Below are 18556 nucleotides of genomic sequence, written 5' to 3'. Positions count from 1 at the left end.
GTACCGCTGCCACGGCGCAACCGGCGGGCCGGCCCGGCTGCGCACCTCCTGACCGGCACAGACCAAGGAGACGCATCACTGTGTACCGTACCCTGAGAGGCCTCATGGCCGGGGTGCTCCTGGCGTCGCTGCCCGTGCTGGGCGGTCTCGCCTTGGCACCGGCGGCGCAGGCGCACCCGGACGACGCACTTGCGGCGCAGGCGAGCGCCGACCCCGCCGTGGACTGGTCGAACTACGAGAAGGCCACGCTCAGCAAGGACACCGGCGAGCCGATCGACCTCGCCGTGCTGCCCGATCTGCGCGTCCTGCACACCGCCCGCAACGGCGATCTGCGGATGACCGACCCCGGCACCGGGATCACCAAGGTCGTGAACCACCTCGACGTCTACCAGAACTCAGAGATGGGTCTGCAGACCGTCACCCTCGACCCGGACTTCGCGACCAACCACTGGGTCTACCTCTACTACTCGCCGCCGCTGAGCACTCCCGCCGGTGCGGCCCCCGAGCGGCTGCCGGCCGGGCAGACCGACGCGTACTGGAAGCAGTGGGAGGGCTACGACACCCTCACCCGCTTCAAGTGGACGGGGGACAAGCTCGACCTGTCCACCGCCCAGGAGATCATCCGCGTCACCACCAACCGCGGTCAGTGCTGCCACGTCGCCGGCGACGTCGACTTCGACGCGCAGGGCAACCTCTACCTGGCCACCGGCGGCAACACGCCTGCGTCGGGCCCCAACGTCAACGGGTACACCCCGATCAACGACGCGGCCACCTACAACCCCGGCCTTGACGAGCGCCGCGGCTCCGGGAACACCAACGACCTACGCGGCAAGATCCTGCGCATCCACGTCCAGGACGACGGGACGTACACCATCCCGCCGGGCAACCTGTTCCCCGTCGGCACGGACAAGACCCGTCCCGAGATCTTCGTGATGGGCCTGCGCAACCCCTACCGGATGACGGTGGACAAGGCCACGGGCGCGGTGATGTGGGGCGACTACGGCCCCGACGCCGGGAACGCCGACCCCAACCGCGGACCGATGGGCTACGTCGAGTGGGACACCACCACCACCGCCATGAACAGCGGCTGGCCGTTCTGCACCGGTGACAACACCCGTCCCTACCGGGACTTCGACTTCGCCACCCTCACCCCCGGCCCCGCCTTCGACTGCGCCGCGCCGGTCAACGACTCCCGCTGGAACACCGGCCTCACCCAGCTGCCCCCCTCGAGGGCGGCCACCTTGTGGTACGGCGACCGCGACACCGACCAGCCCTGGCCGGAACTGACCGCCTTCCGCGGTCCTGGCGGCCCCGGCGGCCAGGCCCCGATGGGCGGCCCGGTCTACCACTACGACGCGTCCAACCCCGCCCCGGGCAAGTTCCCCGCCTACTGGGACGGCAAGGCCTTCTTCGGGGAGTTCTCCCAGGACTACGTCGCCGCCCTGACCCTGGCCGGCCCGGACGGACCGGTCACCAACCTGGAGAACGTGCTCCCCAACAGCCAGCGTTCCGAGAACGGCATCCCGCCGTGGGACAACCCGATGGACCTGGAGTTCGGCCCCGACGGCGCGCTCTACGTCCTCGACTACGGCGACGGCTTCTTCCGGCAGAACCCCGACGCGGGCCTGTACCGGATCGACTACGCCGAAGGCAACAAGGCCCCCACCGCGGTGATCAGCGCCAGCCCCTCCTCGGGCCAGGCACCGCTCACGGTCTCCTTCAGTGCCACCGGTTCCACCGACCCGGAAGGCTCCGCCCTCACCTACCAGTGGGACCTCGACGGCGACGGCACTTTCGAGACCACCGGCCCCACGGCCACCCGCACCTATGCCGACAACGGCCAGCTCCGTGCCCGCCTCAAGGTCACCGACCCCGAGGGCAAGACCGGCCTGACCAGCAAGCAGATCACCGTGGGCAACACCGCTCCGACGGTGGCGTTCACCTCCCCGCCCAACGGTGGCTTCTTCACCTGGGGCGACGTGGTGCCGTACGCCACCCGGATCGACGATCCGGAGGACGGCACCAACGTCGACTGCACCAAGGCCGCCTGGACCCTCGGCCTCGGCCACAACCAGCACGGCCACCCGGTGAGCAGCGGGACCGGCTGCTCGGGGGCGATCACCACCCCGGCCGACGCGGGCCACGGTGACACGGAGAACGTCTTCGGTGTCCTCGGTCTCACCTACACCGACCGGGGCGCCGGCTCCGTGCCGCCCGCCACGAGCGACGCTCAGGTCGTCCTCAACCCCGCCCTCATGCAGGCCGAACACTACGACTCCTCCCAGGGCGTCGTGATCACCGATGACGCCACCGCGTCCGGACAGCGCAAACTGACCGCTTTCGACAACGGCGACTGGATCGGCTACGACCCGGTGTCCTTCGCCGGCATCACCGGGGTGCAGACCCGTGCCACCGGCGCCGGCACTCTGTCGCTGCGCTGGGGCACACCCAGGTCCGACCCGTTCGCCACGATCACCGTCCCGGCGGGTGAGGGCTGGCAGACGATCAACACGGCGCTGAGCACGGCTCCCTCCGGCACTGGGCAGCTCTACGTCACGTCCTCCGGCGGCGTCGATGTGGACTCCTTCACCTTCCAGGGGTCCGGTATCGCCGACAGGACCCCGCCGACGGCGACGGCAGCGCTCAACCCGGCGCAGCCCACCGGGAGCAACGGCTGGTACACCGGTAATGTGTCGCTGACCGTCAACGCCACCGACAACGGCGCCGTCAGGAGCCGGGAGTACTCGCTCAACGGCGGCACGACCTGGCTGAGCGCGAACAGCGCGGTCACCCTCTCCACGGAGGGGATGAGTTCCATCCGGTACCGGGCGACGGACACGGCCAACAACATCTCCGCGGTCGGCACCATCGCCGTTCGGATCGACCGGACCGGACCCACGGTGACGGTCACGGGCGTGACGGCTGACACCGCCTACGGGGACTCCCAGCGCCCGACGCCGGTGGTATCGGTCACGGACGCCGTCTCCGGAGGGGCGACCGCGACCGCGACGCTGGACGGTACGCCCGTCACGCCGGGGCAGCCATTGCTGCTGTGGCGGTTGCCGCTGGGTGAGCACGACTTGGCGGTCACGGGTCGTGACGCGGCGGGCAACACCACCACGCGCACGGTGCACTTCACCACCCGTACCTCCTTCGACGAGATGGACTCCCTGATCACCCAACTGCGTGCGGAGAACCGGCTGACCGAGCAGGGCCGGCAGCGGCTGACGGTCCGGCTCGGCCAGGCCCGGGCGCACGCCGACGCAGGGCGTACCAACCAGGCGGCCGCGGTCCTGGACCAGGTCGCGCAACTGGCCAAGGACACCGGACTGGTGACCGACGCGACCGCGCGGACCGCACTTGCCCGCGATGCCCTCGCCGTGAAGGGAGGCTTGGCCGGCTGATGCGAAGGGTGCTGCCCGCCGTCACGGCCGGCAGCACCCTGCCGGCGGCTCTAGGGCCCACCAGCGGCCGTCACCGGACGGCGGCCGCCGGGCCCTCAAGTGTGTCCACATGCCGTCAGTTCCGGACCGGGATTCGGGGCGGGTAACTTCTCGGCACACCGATGCTTTTTTTGTTTCCGATTTAACTTTCGGTGATCCGTGCGAAAGCCATTGACGCTTATGACGTAACGCCCCTAACGTTTTGTCACACATGCGGCTGATACCCAGGAAGTGAGCCTGTGACCATCCAGTACCGCGCGCTGAGCCTGTTGCGCGACCTCGGGCCGCTGTCGCGCGCACAGCTGTCCGACCAGCTGGAAGTGGCGAGGCCGAGGCTGCTCGCTGAACTCGACCGCTTGATCGCCGCCGGGAAGGTGCTCGAGGCGGGTCCGGCCACCTCTCGAGGCGGGCGCCCCTCCACTCTCGTCCAACTCGATCCCGAAATCCGATTCGCGGCGGTGGACCTCGGGGCCAGCTCGATCGACATCGAGATCACCGACGGAGGGCTGGAACCGATCGCATCCTATGCCGAGCCGGCCGATATCCGCAAAGGTCCGCGCGCGGTCCTGGAGAGGGTCAACGAACTCCTGAACAAAATGGCGGACCAGGCCGGGTGCGCGCGGTTCAACTCCATAGGCATCGGCCTGCCGGGGCCGGTCAGCTTCAAGGAGGGGATCTCGGTCTCCCCGCCGATCATGCCGGGGTGGGACCGCTTCCCCGTCCGGGACACCCTCACCCGCGCGCACGGCTGCCCGGTCGTGGTGGACAACGACGTGAACGTGATGGCCCTCGGCGAGCGGTACGCGGGGGTCGCCAAGACCGTCGACAACCTGCTGTTCGTCAAGATCGGCAGCGGAATAGGCTGCGGTGTCCAGGTCAACGGCCAGATCTACCGCGGGTCGGAGGGATCCGCAGGCGACATCGGCCACATTCAGGTCGAGGCTGAGGGACCGGCCTGCTCGTGCGGCAGAACCGGCTGCCTGGAGGCCCTCTTCGGCGGTGTGGCCCTCGCCAGGGACGCCACCGAGGCCGCCCGTTCGGGGCAGTCGCCGGCGCTGGCCGAACGCCTCGCCGCGGAGGGCCTCCTCACCGCCGTGGACGTGGCGGAGTGCGCGGCCGGCGGCGACGTCACGTGCGTCAACCTGATCCGGGACGGCGGCCACCGGGTGGGGCAAGTCCTCGCCACGCTGGTCAGCTTCATCAACCCGTCGATGATCGTGATCGGCGGCGGCGTCTCCGGCCTCGGCCACCTGCTGCTCGCCGAGATCCGCAGCGTCGTGTACAAGGGCTCGCTGCCGCTCGCCACCGGGAACCTGCAGATCGTGCTGTCAGAACTCGGCCCGCGCGCCGGAGTTGCCGGCGCGGCACTGCTGGCCAGCGAACTCGACTTCCAGCGACATCTCTGACGGAGCGGTCGCCCCCGGGGCTGGGGGGCCGTGCTGCCCGGATCTGGGCTGTACAACGAACGGCACATCTCTGTGTCAGGCGTGGGCGACAAGAGAAGCACCCTCTATGCCTCCGGCTGTTCCACGCGCCCGTCAGTTCACGGAGCGAGGCAGTACGGCGAGGGCAGTCTGGGCGATGTCTGTCAGCGTCTCCGTGTCGGCCCCGGCCTTGCCCAGCGCTTCTATACCGCGCAGTACGGCGAGCACCAGCGCGGCCAGCTTTTCGGGATCCACGTTCGCGGCGATATCGCCGTTGCGCTGGCAGGCGGCGATATCGTCCTCGAGCAGCGTACGCAGTGCCTCGATGGTCGCGTGCGCCCGCTTGGCCACCGTCTCGTCGTGTTCGGCCAGCTCGGCGGCACCCTTGGCCAGCAGGCATCCGCGGTGCACGGTGTCCGCGGCCGTGGCGGCCGCCACGAAGTGGACGTGGGCGGACAGCCGCGCGTACGCGTCCTTGTCGTCGCCGCGCAACTGCTGGCCCGTGGCATCGACCACAGAGGCGCAGTAATCGTCGAACACTCGACGGAACAGCTCCTGCTTTCCGCCGAACGCGCCGTACAGGCTGCCTTTGCCAAGGCCTGTTGCCGCGGCGAGGTCTTCCATGCGCGTGGCGGCGAACCCACCGGACCAGAACAGATCACGGGCGATGTCCAGTACCTGCTGCTCGTCGAACTTCCGGGGTCGCGCCATGGCGAGCAGCCTACACGTTTCTTGACTCTCCCGTCCATAACGGTCAGCTTTGTGGACGGAGGAGTCAAGAACTGAGGGTGGGGATGTCGTGACGGCAGTGCTCGTGGGCAAGGTGGCGGTCGCCGCCGAGGTCAACAGTGGCATCGGAAAGCGTCCGCGCCCTGCGGGTGCGATCGCGACGGCGATGCGCGCCGGAGGGTGGGCCGGGTCACAGTTTTTGACCTCTTCGTCCAGTACTAAGTTTTTTACCGTACCGTCCATAACGAGCCCGCCGGATCGGACGCGGGACTGACGCAGAGCAACGGCCGCGGAGCGCAGAGCTCCGCCGAACAGGAGCCTTGACCATGGGACAGCTCGACGGTAAGACAGCCATCATCACTGGGGGTAACAGCGGGATCGGGCTGGCCACCGCCAAGCGGTTCGCCGCCGAGGGCGCGTACGTGTTCATCACGGGTCGACGCCAGGAGGCGCTCGACGCCGCGCTGGCTGAGATCGGTCCGAATGCCACTGCCGTTCGGGGCGACGTCGCCGATCTTGACGACATCGACCGTCTCTACGCCGCTGTCGCCGAGCAGGGCCGTCGCATCGACGTCCTGTTTGCCAACGCCGGCGGCGGCGAATTCTCCACCTTGGAAGACGTTACAGAGAAGCATTTCGACTCGACCTTCGCTATCAACGTGAGGGGTACGCTCTTCACGGTCCAAAAGGCGCTTCCCCTGCTGAACGAGGCCGCTTCGGTCATCCTCACGGGATCCACCGCCGCCACCTCGGGCGGCGAGGCCTTCGGCGTCTACGCCGCATCCAAGGCCGCCATCCGTAGCTTCTCCCGCACGTGGGCCAACGAGCTCAAGAGCCGGAAGATCCGAGTGAACACCCTCGTCCCGGGCCCGATCGAGACGCCCGGCAACTCCGGACTGGCTCCTGACGCGGCAGAGGCCGCCAAACTCTGGGACTTCTTCGCCAGCCAGGTGCCGCTTGGCCGGATGGGTCACCCGGAGGAGGCCGCCGCGGCGGCACTCTTCCTCGCCGGCGATCAGAGCAGCTTCATCACCGGAACCGAGCTCTTCGTCGACGGTGGTCTCAACCAGGTCTGATTGCCCTCGTCGGGACAGCATTTCCGGCCCGGGGCGGAAACCGCGGTTCACCGTGCCGAACCAGGTCTAAGCAGGGTCCACGCCCTGCCCGCAGTGGGTGGCCAGTGCCTGCCTGATCTGGTCGGCTCGGCGGTGCGGGGACTGCTCGTCCGAGGCCCACGCAATGTAGGCGTCCGGTCTGACCAGTACGGACTTGCTGGTCAGGCCGGATGGGGTGACGCACTCCACCACGTCGGCCCAGCCTTCGGTCACCGAAGAAGGGAGTGCTGTGTCGGCCGGTGTGACCAGTACAAACCGCCGGCCGCGCAGCGCCTCGTACAGGCGCCGCCCGTCGCTGAGGAGAACATCCGGTGCCCGCTTGCCCGTGAGCGGGTGAGCGCCGGCCGGGGCGCCGTAGGCGATGTCGATTCCGGACATCGCCCGCCCCAGCCGCAAGGCCACCGGCGGGAGACGCAGGACGGTCCGGGCGGTGATGTCGCGGACGCCACGAAGCGCCCGAGGTGTGGTCAGTACACCACGCAGCAGCGCACCGCTCATGCGCAGCACTCTGCGCCCGACAGGATGTCTTTCGGCCTCGTAGGTATCGAGCAGAACTTCGCCTGCACGGCCGTGCAGTACGGCAGCCAGTTTCCAGCCCAAGTTCGAAGAATCTTGAATGCTGGTGTTCATGCCCATGCCCCCGGCGGGGGAGTGCACGTGCGCCGCATCACCGACGAGGAAGACCCTGCCTACGCGGTAGTGCGGCGCCTGCCGCTCATCGCTGTGGAACCGTGATATCCAGCGCGGGTCGTGCATGCCGAAATCGCTGCCGAGCGCCCTGCGGGCGACGGTCCGGATCTCCTCCAGATCGACCGGTGCGCTGTCCGGCATCTCGTGCTGGCGATTCCACGCCATGATGCGGAACCATCCGTCGCCGAACGGTACGAGTATCGCGAAGGCGTCGCCCACTGCCCCCACGGTCGGGGGCTTTTTCGGGGGATCGGCCAGCCGGACATCGGCGAGCATCATCGACCGCACCGCGGAGCGGCCGGGGAACGGCAGGCCGAGCGATCGGCGTACCAAGCTGCTTCTTCCATCGGCGCCCACGACGTAGGCCGCGCGCAAGGTCTGGGGGGAGCCATCCGCCGCCCGGACCTGGACGTCAACGCCGGTCGCATCTTGCGCAAGCCCGACAGCTTCCCAGCCTTCCCGAATGTCGGCACCTCGGGAAAGGGCCCGCGCCCGGAGTACTTGTTCGGTATTGTACTGCGGCGTCACCAGTACATGCGGGAACCTGGTTGGTAACCGCGACAGATCGATCCGCAAGAACTGGAGAACCGGGTTGCGGATACCGGTCGCAAGCAACTGGTCGGCAACACCACGGGCGTCCAGTTGTTCCATTGTCCGGGCGTGGACTGCGAACGCCCGGGTGAGCCGGGATTCCTGTACGCGGCGCTCGACGACGGTGCACCTGACGCCGGCCTCCGCCAGATCGCCCGCCAGCAACAGCCCCGATGGGCCTGCTCCTACGATCAATACCTGATTGTCGGAGCTCATGTGATCCCCTCCAGGGTTGCCGGGGCCACCGTGGTGAGCGGGTCGGATAGCTGGTTTTGGGGTCTTTGCCCGGCCGTCCGGCAGATAACCGAAAGCGCTGCCCCGGACCAGCCCCAGCCACAAGACCAGCCTACATACCGTACCGCTGGCCTGGGGCCTGCGCGCGGCGTCCTGGCGAGGCTTGCCCTCGTCTCCGTAAGCCTGCGATTCCCAAGGGAATACCGAAGAATGTGACAGGTATGCGCGGCACGGTCATCGGCCCGATTTCCCTGACCTCTCGCAGATGCCGGCCATCGAGATGGGGCCCGCATCCATGGCAGGCGTCGCCTGCTTCGCTGAGCCCGAGGTTCACGCCTGGCTTCTGGGCCTTCACCGTCTCCTGGGCGACGGTGGCGATCACCGCGCGGCACGGGATCAACCGCAGTCGCCCTCCCTGCGGTGTCATCGCGTCCTACCTCGTCCTGACCGGTGCGACCGTGCGCGTAGGGGCCATGGCGATTCGCACCCTCATCGCCATGGCGCGGCATCAGTTGCTGCCCCCACCAACTGCACCACCGTCGTCAGCCGAGCCGTCCAGGCGCTCTGGCACAGCCGGACAGGGTCGAACAGGACGAGCGGCCATCGTCCAACGCACTGCGAAAACCCGGCTACTGAGCGGTCCCCCGCGCGGGCCGTAGGCTAGAGGGCGCCACCAGCGACCTACTCACGGTCAGCTCGCAAGCCCAATCACCAGCCACATCAGCAGTGCCCCGGTCACCGTGAATAAAAGAGTGGCCTTGGAGGGATGCGGACTGTGAGCCTCCGGCAATATGTCGGACGTCGCAAGGTAAAGCAAGAAGCCGGCGAAGAATCCGAGATACAGACCCAGCAACCCCGTCGGAATCGTGAACCCCAACGTGATCGCTGCCCCGACCACCGGGGCGACTGCGTCCGCCACGAGCAGCAGTTGAGCCCGGCGCCGGGCATTTCCGTACAGCCTGGTGATCGTGTAGGTGTTGAAGCCGTCGGCGAAATCATGAGAGATCACCGCGATGGCAACGACGATGCCCAGCGTATTTCCGGCCTGATAAGCGGCGCCGATGGCGAACCCGTCGATCACGCTGTGCCCCACAAGCGCCGAGGCGGCGGCCAGACCGATTCCCCCTGCCGATTCCTGAGCATGCCCGAAAGCGTGGGAGTGCGGGGCGTACTCGCTCTCGTGGGCGCGATGGATGGCGACCCCTCGCTCCACCACGTGCAGAGTCAGGAATCCCGCAACGAACATCAGCAATGCTGCAGGAACCCCGAAAACGTGCCGTGGCTGAGCGGTTAGTGCATCGGGAAGCAGGTCGAAGCCGATGACGCCGAGCATGAGACCGGCGGCCAGGCCGAGCACCAGATGGCGGCGGTCGCCAACTCGTTGTGCGACGACTCCACCGATAAGAGTCATGATCATGGCGCACGCGGCTATCAGAACCGGCATAAAACAATCTTGCGCGACGTCGTGAGGGGTTGCTACTCGGTCCTTGGCCCCTGATCTTGTACGCACGAGACACTCGATCCTGAGGATCTTAGAACACACACTCGTGGCCATGAAGGACCATCGGCCGCCCTTGAAGGCGGACGCGGTCGCGCTGCACCGGTCGCGGCCCGAGGCGACGATCCGGCAGGTCGTGCTGTCAGAACTCGGCCCGCGCGCCGGAGTTGCCGGCGCGGCACTGCTGGCCAGCGAAGTCGACTTCCAGCGACACCTCTGACGGACAGGCCGGATGCGCCGGCCGCCCGGCCCCGGTACGCAGCCCCGGCGGCGTGGCCAGAGCCTGCATCGGCGTGGGTCCCCGGTCCTCGCCCGATCGGGCCGACCCAGGAGCACGCCACCGTGCCGTGCAGGCTTCCGCGCAGGCGAGCGATTGCCGCGGAGCTTCCGGCCGTGTTGCCCGGATCCGCCGGGGATTGCTGCCGGGTGCGGGTCGCCGAGGTACGGGAACCGGCCCGGAGTGTCCGTATTGACCGCCGGCCGGGGAACCGTCGCCTGCTCCATCGCTGGTGGTGCAATCGGCAACGCGGTCTCGTACCGCTACTCCACGCCCCGACGGAAGCGCGGCACGGGGGGCGGCTACTACGCCACCGCATGGCGGGGTGCGGTCTGGCGAGGACTCGGCCACGGAGCCGGCCGGTACGGCCACTACTTCGGTCGTCCTGCTTCGCGGTGGGGCCGGAACGGTTGGAGCACGGTCCGGCGCGCATACCGGAACGGATGCAGAAGCGGCTGGCACCGCTACAGCAGATGGAACCGGTGGTGACCATGGGTGTTTCCCCACGTCGTGACGCTGCGAACCGTTGGTCCGCACGCCACCCCATCCTCGTGGGACTGGTGGCGGGAACACTGGTGACACTGGCGTTCCTCGTACTGCACGGTGGCCTTACCGCCAGCGAGACGCTGATCGCGTTCATGCCCTTCTCAGTCCTCGCCACGCTCACTGCCCTCAGTGAGCGACACCGCCGAAAGAAGCACCACCTGCCGCTCTGACGAGTACCGGCGCGGTGCGGGGGCCGACCTCGGCCCCCGCACCGCGCTTGTGCGGCACGTCGTCAGCCGCTGGCCATGGACCACCCCGTCCACGACCTGTTCAAGGCCTGCCCAGGCAGAAGTGGGAACGCCGCTCGTGCAGCGCCGGCGCCCACGGCCCGCGCGTCTTGGACTGGGCAGCGTGGAGGTCCGCCCCTGGCACCGCGAGGACCGCCGGCACTGGGTGATCGCCCGCCGCAGCGTAAGCCGGCCCCAGGAGATCTCCTGGACTCGTGGTTGCAGCCATGAACGGCGATGTCTCCCCATCCTTGCCGCGATGCAGATAGGAGCATATGCTCCTAAAAAGGGGTTCACGGTCGCCTGCTGTCCGCTGGAGGCGTGCGGCCCGGTCGAGCGGCATCAATAGACGAAGGAGTGTTCGATATGTGTGATCTTGTCGCCATTGCCACTGAGGCGCATGGGGGACTGGCACGCTACAACCAGTTCAGCTCAGCGACCGCGCATCTCCGCGTCGGAGGCTCGCTGTGGGGACTGAAGGGGCAGGAGGGGATATTGAGTCATACGGCTGTCTCGATCGACCTGTACCGGCAGAGTGTCAGCCACTATCCGTATACCGCGCCCCATCTGCGGACGTCCTTCACCCCGCACCGAGTGGCCGTCGAGACCTCCACGGGGGAGGTGACGGCCGAGCGATTCGACCCTCGTGCTTCGTTCCCGGCCGACGTGCGTGCTGCTTGGGACGATCTGCACGTTGCCTACTTCGCCGGTTATGCAATGTGGACGTACCTCACGTCTCCGTTCACGTTCACCTCGCCGGGATTCAGGGCTGTGGAACTGTCTCCTGTCACGGAACAGGGAGAGGAGTGGAGGCGTCTGAAGGTCACTTTCCCGGACCACATTGCCACGCACAGCCGGCAGCAGGTCTTCTACTTCGACTCGGACGGGTTGCTGCGCAGGCATGATTACACGCCTGAGGTCATCAACGCCGGACATGCCGCACACTACGTCGGCGAGTACAGGAAGTTCGACGGGATCATGATTCCAACCCAGCGGCGCGTCTACCGCCGCGGAGAGAACGGCACTGTGTTCCGTGACGTGGAACTCGTCACCATCGACATCGAGAGCGTCCTGTTCATCTGACACGCACCCCACGGCGCTCGTCTATGGACGTGCCGCGCAGGTCAGCCGTAACCGGACAGATGATTGAGCCGTTCGTGAGAGCGTGAGCGTCAAGCTGGGGGGCGTAGGCGACGAGTTGTGGGTAATGCTCGGGCCGATCCTGCCACCCTGGTCCGAGCGTCAGGCCAGTGCCCGACCGGTTGTGCCTGCAGGGCATCCTGTTCGTGCTTTACACGGGGATCGCGTGGCAGCACCGGTCGGAGGTGCGGGTGGCCTCGGCCGTCAGGTCCTGGTCGATGCCGACCAGGGCGGTGAGTTCCGGCGAGCGCGGCGTCCGCGATGAGAGCGGCATCGTTCTGGCCTCGCCGGGCTAGAGGTCGGCGATCCAACCCATGGCGACCCGTCAGCCCCCATCGCGGCAACGGTCAGCGAGAGGAATCCTGTCGGGGCAGACTTGTCTACGACCACCGGCACAGTGCCGAACTTCGCGGTGAGTTTGTCGAACTCTCATGTGAACCGATGCGCCGGAGATCATCCGCTGGTGACGACCACCAGCGCACTCGACGTACGGGGCAGCAAGGGGCGTATCTGTTCCGCGTCACGGACATTGTCGAGTACCAGCAACATCCGCCGGCCGGAGAGCAGACTGCGATAAAGCGCTGTCCGACCCTCCAGGTCGGATGGGAGCAGCGGCGAGGCAACTCCGAGTGACCGGAGAATCGATCCGGATGCCTCGATCGGAGTCATGGCCGGGCTGGATGAATCAGATCCGCGCAAATCGAGGTATATGTGCCCATCGGGAAAGCGATGCCCGATCCGGTGTGCCCAGTGCACGGCAGGGGTGGTCATGCCCACTCCGGCCATGACGACGATCACGCCGCTCGCTGTGGCGGTGGCGCCTTGTGTATCGGCAGTCAGCAGGGCGTCGAGCACGGCTAGTTCGTTGTCGTAGCCGACACACGTCGCCACGTCGGCGGGCGGCGGGGGCGTCTGGGGTGGCGACGCCTCGGGGGCGGTGTCGGCCGTGTATTCCGGGATGGCAGAGCCGACTGCGGGATCGGGAAATATGTCCGACACCAGCAATTCAGCGTCAGCTTTTAGGACACGTTCGTGGAGAATTTGCAGCCGGGGATCGGGATCTATGCCCAGGTCCTCCGAGAGGAGATTCCGTACCTCTCGGTACACCGCAAGCGCCTCGGCCTGCCGCCCGGTTTTGCAGAGGGAGAACATGAGCATCTCCCTGAATCTTTCGTTCAGGGGGTCTTTGGCGACTAGATCGTAGAGCTCTGCGGTGGCCTCACCGAATCGGCCGAGCTCGTATTCCGCGTTGATGCGTCGCTCAACTGCGACAAGGCGCAACGCCTCGAGGCGGTTGCGCTGCGACATGGCGTACGTTCCGGGAATTCCGGCCAGCGGTTCTCCGTGCCACAGGTCGAGAGCATCGCGGAGATGGGCTATGGCTCTGGTGTGGTGTCCTGTTTTGGCGGCCTCATCCGCCATTGCAACCCGTTGACGGAACACACTTAGATCCAGTCGGCTGGGGGAGACTCGCAGTGCGTAGCCATTACCCGTGGAGACGATGACCGAGGCTCCCGCGTCGTGTGCCGGTCTCAGAATCTTCCGCAAACGGTGTATGTAGGTACGAATTGTCTGCCTAGCCGTGCGTGGCGGAACTTTTCCCCATACCGCCTCGACCAGCTGGGAGACCGAGGCATGGCCATTTTCTCGCAGTAGAAGCGCCGCAAGGACCGTGCGTTGCTGACGGGATCCCAGTTCGATCTCTGTTGAGCCGTGTTGGGCGCGCACTGGGCCCAACACGGTGAACCAGAAGTGTTCGCTCACGTCGGCACTGTTCCCTTTCGAAGTGGTGCGGCCCACCCCGGACCGGTGGCATACCGAATCGGATGTCGGCGGATGGCAACAGTCGTGTGTTGTCGGTCTGAGTGAAGCTTTCCGGCGCTCGGCTCAGTGTGTCGTTCGGCGAAGCTGCTCACGATACGAGCAGCCGAGGCGGATGGCGTCTGCCATGGCGCGGCACGGCCCAGCCGCGCCATAGGCTGGGCGGGCGAGCGCACCTGCAGCCACGGCAGTGCGAGCGTCCCATTGGGTTCCCATGTTCACGCCAGGTAGACGATGTGACCGGTGCGGATGTGACGACTCGATGGTGGCGGATCGAGGTGAATCCCTCCGGTTGGCGTACTGCTGCCTCGGGTAGCCGCCGCAGTTCTGCGCTCCGAAGCGGTCAACGTTCCGTTCGCTGTCGGGCAGCTTGATCGAACTGCAGCCGCCGAAGGAGCGTGGATCTCCGCGATCGCGCGGGTGACAGCGGAGCGGTCCCGGAGGCCTCTCAAGGAGGCGATGGTGCAGCCGTGGGGGAGCATGCGCAGGTGGAGATCGGCACGTATCTCGTAGCGGATCCGGGGCCACTTGAACTGGTGGGGCAGGCGAAGGTCTGCTCGACGACCCAGCGGGGCCTGCTCAGGCCGTCCGTGGGCCGAACCCTTTTGGACCCCAACGGGCAGAGTTCGGGTTGCTTCGCAGCCGACCGTGCCGGACGGCCCAGGAGACGGCGCCTGGGCTGGGCGCTGAGACCCGCCGGGCGATCGTCGTCTCAGGACTCGTCGGCGAGGAAGTGTTCGGCGAGGGGGGTGCCGGCGAACTTCTTGTTCATCTCGCGGGAGAAGAGCAGCAGTGTGTTGCGCGGCCGATGGAGCACGGCGAGTTCCTGGGCCTGGCCGTCGGCGTTGCAGGTGACCGTAACGACGACCTTCATGGGCTCGCCGAGGACCGCGGCGTCGTAGATCTCGAGGAAGCCGTTGTCACCGAAGTCTCCGGTGAAGCTGAAGTCCTGGAACTCGTACAGTTCGCGGGCCTTGACCACGATGGCGCGAACCGCTTCCGCGCCACGCGCGGTGCCGTTCATGGCGGCGCCTTCCAGGGTGACGTCGTCGGCCAGGTTGTCCAGCCACCACGGGTAGTAGCTGAGTCCCTGGCGGTCGGTGTCACTGCTTTCCGCGTTCGCCATGTCGTGTCTCCTTCGAAGATCAGGCCGGGGCCGGCTTGCGTATCGATCGGTTGCCGGTGATTCCGGCGAACGGTTACGAGCATATGCTCCTATTTCTTCGGAGGCAAACCTGTGATGCGAACGGCGCGGCACCTGTCGGGCTCGGAGAGTCATCGCTGCAGGTGGCGGTGGGGCGGGTTCGGCCGGCGTCACATGCGAGTGATCGTTTCGCTGCGTGACAAGGTGACCCGCAAGCTGTCAGTCCCCGGGGTGCTGCTGGGCATCGACGTCGCGGGCCTCCGAGGTGCTCGCGCTGCGAGGTGTGTTCGGCGGTGATGCGCATGGGCGAGTGGGCTTGTCTGTGGGTTTCGTCGGCCTTGAGGCGCGCTGATCTTGTTCGCCTTCCTCGGTGGGGTGGTCCCCCGGCCGAGGTGATCGCGACTGAGGTCGAGGTCGCCGTCGTCCGGCAACTCTTTCACATGGGAGATGTGCGGGAAGCAGGCGTCGATGCCTCGTTGCACGTGGCGGTCGCATCCATGCGCCAGCCCAGGTCGCCGGGCGCCAGTCCGTAGCGTGCACTTCTTCTTGCCGCAGGTGAACGGCATCGCCCGCCGATGACTTCCTGCGGCTCAGGTCGCGTGTGCATTCGGTCAGTTGGGAGGCGGTGTGCCAGTCGGCGTTACCGATGATGAATTCGCTTGGCGGCCTTGCCTGGTGCGAGCGGACGTTGTCTGTCCGGACGCGGAATTACTGGGGCGGGTGCTCGCCCAATGGCGTCTTCACATCCGGTCGAAGCGAATGGGGCGGGCGGTGAAATGGTGAATTCCGGATGGATTCCTTCGTGGAGGAGGAATGGGGCTGTCGGCCGTCGTGCGATATCACCGCAGGTGGTGCGTGGTTTGCGCCTGCCTTGCCGGACGGTGGGCGGGTTGGGGTGGAAAGGTGGCTTCATGCCGGAGATAACTTGCTGTTTGACGACCCGTTTACCATTCGTCTATCCAAGATCAACCCGTTGACACCCACTCGGGGCGGGTGCTTCGCTGTGCGGCGCACCTCAAGTCCGCCGTGAAATCCACGCTTTGGCGCGGGGTGAATGAGTGAGAGGAAACTGTGAAATTCACGTCCAAGAGACCCGCGATTGGCGCGGTCTTGGGAATCAGCATGCTGCTGGTCGCCGCTTCCCCGTCGGTGTCCGTGGCACTCTCCGCGCCCACCGGCACGGCATCGTCGGCCACGCCGTTCTTGGCCCCGACTTCGGCCCCGGCCCTCGGAACGGGCCGCGGAACCAGGGAGGCTGGTACCGGGTCACATCGGTGGATTCCGCTGATCACCGGTGACCGGATCGCGGTGAACGCGAAGGGCGAGATCGTCGCCGCGCGTCCCGCCAAGGGCCGCGAGGACATACCCATCCGGGTGGAGACCCGTGACGGCCACACCTACGCGGTGCCCGACGACGCGCGGAGCCTGGTCCAGAACGGTCGGGTGGACCGGCGTCTGTTCGACGTCACCACGCTGAGCGGGCCGGCCTATGAACAGCGTCATGACCTGCGGCTCATCGTGATGTACGACGCGGCCCGTCCGGCGGCCAGGACGGCCCTGCGCTCCACCGGCGGCGCCGAGGTCCGGCGCACCCTGTCGAGCGTCAACGCCGACGCCGTCACCGCGCCCGCGAACGGCACCGCGGAACTGTGGTCCGCGGTCACCAGCGGGTCCGCCGACGCGATGAAGCGCACCGTCGCACCGGGTATCGCCTCGGTGTGGCTGGACAGCGTCGTCCAGGCGAGCCTGGACAAGAGCGTCCCGCAGATCGGCGGCCCCGAGGCGTGGGCGGCCGGTTTCGACGGCACCGGTACGCGTATCGCCGTCCTCGACACGGGTGTCGACACCACGCATCCCGATCTGGCCGGGCAGGTCGTCGAGGAGCGGAACTTCTCCGACTCGCCGGACACCGAGGACCGGTTCGGTCACGGCACGCATGTCGCATCCATCACGGCCGGCACCGGAGCCAAGTCCGGTGGCACGTACAAGGGTGTGGCGCCAGGGGCCCGCATCCTCAGCGGCAAGGTCCTCGGCGACAGCGGCAGCGGCAGCATGTCGCAGATCATCGCGGGCATGGAGTGGGCCGTCGGCGAGAAGGCCGACGTCGTCAACCTCAGCCTCGGCGCCTACGACTCCCCGGAGATCGATCCGGCGGAGGAGGCGGTCAACAGGCTGTCGGCCGAGAGCGGAACCCTCTTCGTCATCGCGGCGGGCAACAACGGCGAGCAGGGGGCCGCCACGATCAACTCCCCGGGCAGCGCCGACGCCGCCCTCACCGTCGGCGCGGTCGACAAGCAGGACAAGCTGGCCCCGTTCTCCAGCACCGGCCCGCGCGTCGGTGACGGCGGCATCAAGCCGGATCTGACGGCGCCCGGCGTGGCCATCGGGGCCGCGGCCGCGCACGACAGCTACCTGGCCAGCGTCGCCCCCTCCGTCGCAGACGGCTACATCGCCCTCAATGGCACGTCCATGGCCACCCCGCACGTCGCCGGCGCCGCCGCCATCCTCATCCAGCAGCACCCCGACTGGAGCGGCGACGACATCAAGGACGCGCTGGTCTCCTCGACGACTCCTCTCGGCTACACGCCCTTTGAGCAGGGCTCGGGCCGGGTCGACCTGCGGAAGGCGATCAAGCAGACCGTCGTCGCCCGCGAGACGTCGCTCTCGTACGGTGTCGCGCAGTGGCCGCACACCGACGACCAGCCGCTCACGAAGAACCTCACCTACCGGAACACGGGCAGTGCCCCGGTCACCCTGAAGCTGACCGTGGACGCCACCGGGCCGGACGGAAGCGCCGCGCCCGGCGGGATGTTCACCGCGGACGACCAGGTCACCGTCCCGGCGCACGGCGAGGCGACGGTGAAGGTCACCGCCGACACCCGCCTCGGCGGCGACACGACCGGTGCCTTCACCGGACGCGTCACGGCCACCGGCGACGGGCAGACCGTCGGCACCGCGCTGGCCGTGGACCGCGAGTCGGAGATGTACACCGTCACGGTGAAGCCGCTGGACCGCAAGGGCGAGCCCGCGCCCGCCCCCGCCTGGGACGCCCAGCTGCAGGGCCTGTCAGGACCCGCGATGGGAGTCGGCGCCGTGCTGTACGGCGACACGTACTCGGTGCGTGTCCCCAAGGGCCGGTACTTCCTCAACAGCATGGTCCGGGTCGACCCGGCGGGTTCGTACGACCTCGGCGGTGACTGGTTCAACCAGCCCGACCTCGACGTCACCCAGGACACCACGGTGACGGTGGACGCGCGCACCGCCAAGCCGCTCGACATCACCGTCCCCGACCGTTCCGCCCAGCAGGTATTCGGCTTCTTCGGCGCAGGCGTCGAGCTGCCGGACGGATCCGGTACCTACTTCGGGGTCTTGACCAGCACCCTCGCGAAGTACCGCACCGGCCACCTGGGCCCCAAGGTGGCCGCGGACGACAAGCTGAGCCAGAAGCTCGTCGCCAGCTTCTCCACCGGCGTCAACGGGCACGACGAGTACCACCTGGTGTACCAGCCGACCGGCGACAGGTACCTCACCGGCTTCACCCACCACGCCAAGTCCAGGGAGTTCGCCAAGGTCCAGGTGAAGCTCGGAGCACCCGCCAAGGGCAAGTTCGGATTCATCACGCCGATCACCGAGGGCGGCGCCGGACTCGGGACCGTGCACGCCCTGCCCTACACCGG

Annotated in this window: 12 protein-coding genes and 2 pseudogenes; 8 read left to right on the top strand and 6 right to left on the bottom strand. The window is 67.5% G+C overall.

The window, feature by feature from the left end; all coding sequences use genetic code 11:
• Positions 1–104: 104 nt before the first annotated feature.
• Both PV410_RS38150 and PV410_RS38145 read left to right on the top strand, forming a co-directional pair.
• Positions 105–3404: a PQQ-dependent sugar dehydrogenase gene (locus tag PV410_RS38150; RefSeq protein WP_500330839.1), complete on the top strand. Its 3300-nt coding sequence runs from the start codon at positions 105–107 to the stop codon at positions 3402–3404.
• Positions 3405–3682: 278 nt separating this feature from the next.
• Positions 3683–4849 (top strand): ROK family protein, encoded by a 1167-nt coding sequence (locus PV410_RS38145; RefSeq protein ID WP_500330838.1) that lies wholly within the window; start codon positions 3683–3685, stop codon positions 4847–4849.
• A 132-nt stretch (positions 4850–4981) separates the two neighbouring features.
• Here PV410_RS38145 and PV410_RS38140 read toward each other — a convergent pair whose 3' ends face one another.
• Positions 4982–5578 (bottom strand): TetR/AcrR family transcriptional regulator, encoded by a 597-nt coding sequence (locus PV410_RS38140; protein WP_500330836.1) that lies wholly within the window; start codon positions 5576–5578, stop codon positions 4982–4984.
• 344 nt (positions 5579–5922) lie between these two features.
• Here PV410_RS38140 and PV410_RS38135 point away from each other — a divergent pair, with 344 nt between their 5' ends.
• Positions 5923–6672 carry an SDR family oxidoreductase gene (locus PV410_RS38135; RefSeq protein ID WP_500330834.1) on the top strand — a complete coding sequence of 250 codons (750 nt, stop codon included), beginning with the start codon at positions 5923–5925 and terminating at the stop codon, positions 6670–6672.
• A 66-nt stretch (positions 6673–6738) separates the two neighbouring features.
• Here PV410_RS38135 and PV410_RS38130 read toward each other — a convergent pair whose 3' ends face one another.
• A complete protein-coding gene (locus tag PV410_RS38130) occupies positions 6739–8208 on the bottom strand; it encodes an FAD-dependent monooxygenase (RefSeq protein ID WP_500330833.1) in 1470 nt (489 codons plus the stop codon).
• A 709-nt stretch (positions 8209–8917) separates the two neighbouring features.
• Positions 8918–9670 (bottom strand): ZIP family metal transporter, encoded by a 753-nt coding sequence (locus PV410_RS38125; protein WP_500330831.1) that lies wholly within the window; start codon positions 9668–9670, stop codon positions 8918–8920.
• 109 nt (positions 9671–9779) lie between these two features.
• On the opposite strand from PV410_RS38125, the gene PV410_RS38120 reads away from it, so the two are divergent.
• The 4 genes and pseudogenes from PV410_RS38120 to PV410_RS38105 all read left to right on the top strand — a co-directional run bounded on the left by PV410_RS38120 (position 9780) and on the right by PV410_RS38105 (position 11857).
• The gene (locus tag PV410_RS38120; RefSeq protein WP_500330829.1) at positions 9780–9944 is read left to right on the top strand and encodes a hypothetical protein; all 165 of its coding nucleotides are present in this window, start codon (positions 9780–9782) and stop codon (positions 9942–9944) included.
• Between the two features lie 500 nt (positions 9945–10444).
• Complete coding sequence (locus tag PV410_RS38115) at positions 10445–10717, top strand: hypothetical protein (protein ID WP_500330828.1); 273 nt, start codon at positions 10445–10447, stop codon at positions 10715–10717.
• A gap of 43 nt (positions 10718–10760) precedes the next feature.
• Positions 10761–10985 (top strand): annotated as a pseudogene (locus PV410_RS38110) (IS701 family transposase); the annotation flags it as partial.
• Between the two features lie 155 nt (positions 10986–11140).
• Complete coding sequence (locus tag PV410_RS38105) at positions 11141–11857, top strand: hypothetical protein (protein ID WP_500330827.1); 717 nt, start codon at positions 11141–11143, stop codon at positions 11855–11857.
• Positions 11858–12089: 232 nt separating this feature from the next.
• On the opposite strand, the pseudogene PV410_RS38100 reads toward PV410_RS38105, so the two are convergent.
• From PV410_RS38100 to PV410_RS38090, 3 genes and pseudogenes are all read right to left on the bottom strand, one after another.
• Positions 12090–12340, bottom strand: a pseudogene (locus PV410_RS38100) (IS110 family transposase); the annotation flags it as partial.
• A gap of 27 nt (positions 12341–12367) precedes the next feature.
• Positions 12368–13678, bottom strand: a complete 1311-nt coding sequence (locus tag PV410_RS38095) for an AfsR/SARP family transcriptional regulator (RefSeq protein WP_500330825.1) — start codon at positions 13676–13678, stop codon at positions 12368–12370.
• A 769-nt stretch (positions 13679–14447) separates the two neighbouring features.
• Positions 14448–14861 carry a hypothetical protein gene (locus PV410_RS38090; RefSeq protein ID WP_500330824.1) on the bottom strand — a complete coding sequence of 138 codons (414 nt, stop codon included), beginning with the start codon at positions 14859–14861 and terminating at the stop codon, positions 14448–14450.
• A gap of 1326 nt (positions 14862–16187) precedes the next feature.
• Here PV410_RS38090 and PV410_RS38085 point away from each other — a divergent pair.
• Positions 16188–18556: S8 family peptidase (locus PV410_RS38085; RefSeq protein WP_500330822.1), on the top strand; the 2369-nt coding region annotated here is incomplete at its 3' end.

Origin of the sequence: Streptomyces sp. PA03-5A (assembly GCF_033792725.1) — a bacterium.
In the GTDB taxonomy this organism is placed as follows: Bacteria; Actinomycetota; Actinomycetes; order Streptomycetales; family Streptomycetaceae; genus Actinacidiphila.
Note: the sequence above shows the minus strand (reverse complement) of the source record. Positions and strands in the feature narration are given on the sequence as shown.

Excerpts from the sequence above, each read along its gene's own strand:
- PV410_RS38105 (WP_500330827.1), top strand. The coding sequence starts at position 11,141 with ATGTGTGATCTTGTCGCCATTGCCACTGAGGCGCATGGGGGACTGGCA.
- PV410_RS38130 (WP_500330833.1), bottom strand. The coding sequence starts at position 8,208 with ATGAGCTCCGACAATCAGGTATTGATCGTAGGAGCAGGCCCATCGGGG.
- PV410_RS38125 (WP_500330831.1), bottom strand. The coding sequence starts at position 9,670 with ATGCCGGTTCTGATAGCCGCGTGCGCCATGATCATGACTCTTATCGGT.
- PV410_RS38090 (WP_500330824.1), bottom strand. The coding sequence starts at position 14,861 with ATGGCGAACGCGGAAAGCAGTGACACCGACCGCCAGGGACTCAGCTAC.
- PV410_RS38150 (WP_500330839.1), top strand. The coding sequence starts at position 105 with ATGGCCGGGGTGCTCCTGGCGTCGCTGCCCGTGCTGGGCGGTCTCGCC.
- PV410_RS38135 (WP_500330834.1), top strand. The coding sequence starts at position 5,923 with ATGGGACAGCTCGACGGTAAGACAGCCATCATCACTGGGGGTAACAGC.
- PV410_RS38140 (WP_500330836.1), bottom strand. The coding sequence starts at position 5,578 with ATGGCGCGACCCCGGAAGTTCGACGAGCAGCAGGTACTGGACATCGCC.
- PV410_RS38115 (WP_500330828.1), top strand. The coding sequence starts at position 10,445 with ATGCAGAAGCGGCTGGCACCGCTACAGCAGATGGAACCGGTGGTGACC.
- PV410_RS38120 (WP_500330829.1), top strand. The coding sequence starts at position 9,780 with ATGAAGGACCATCGGCCGCCCTTGAAGGCGGACGCGGTCGCGCTGCAC.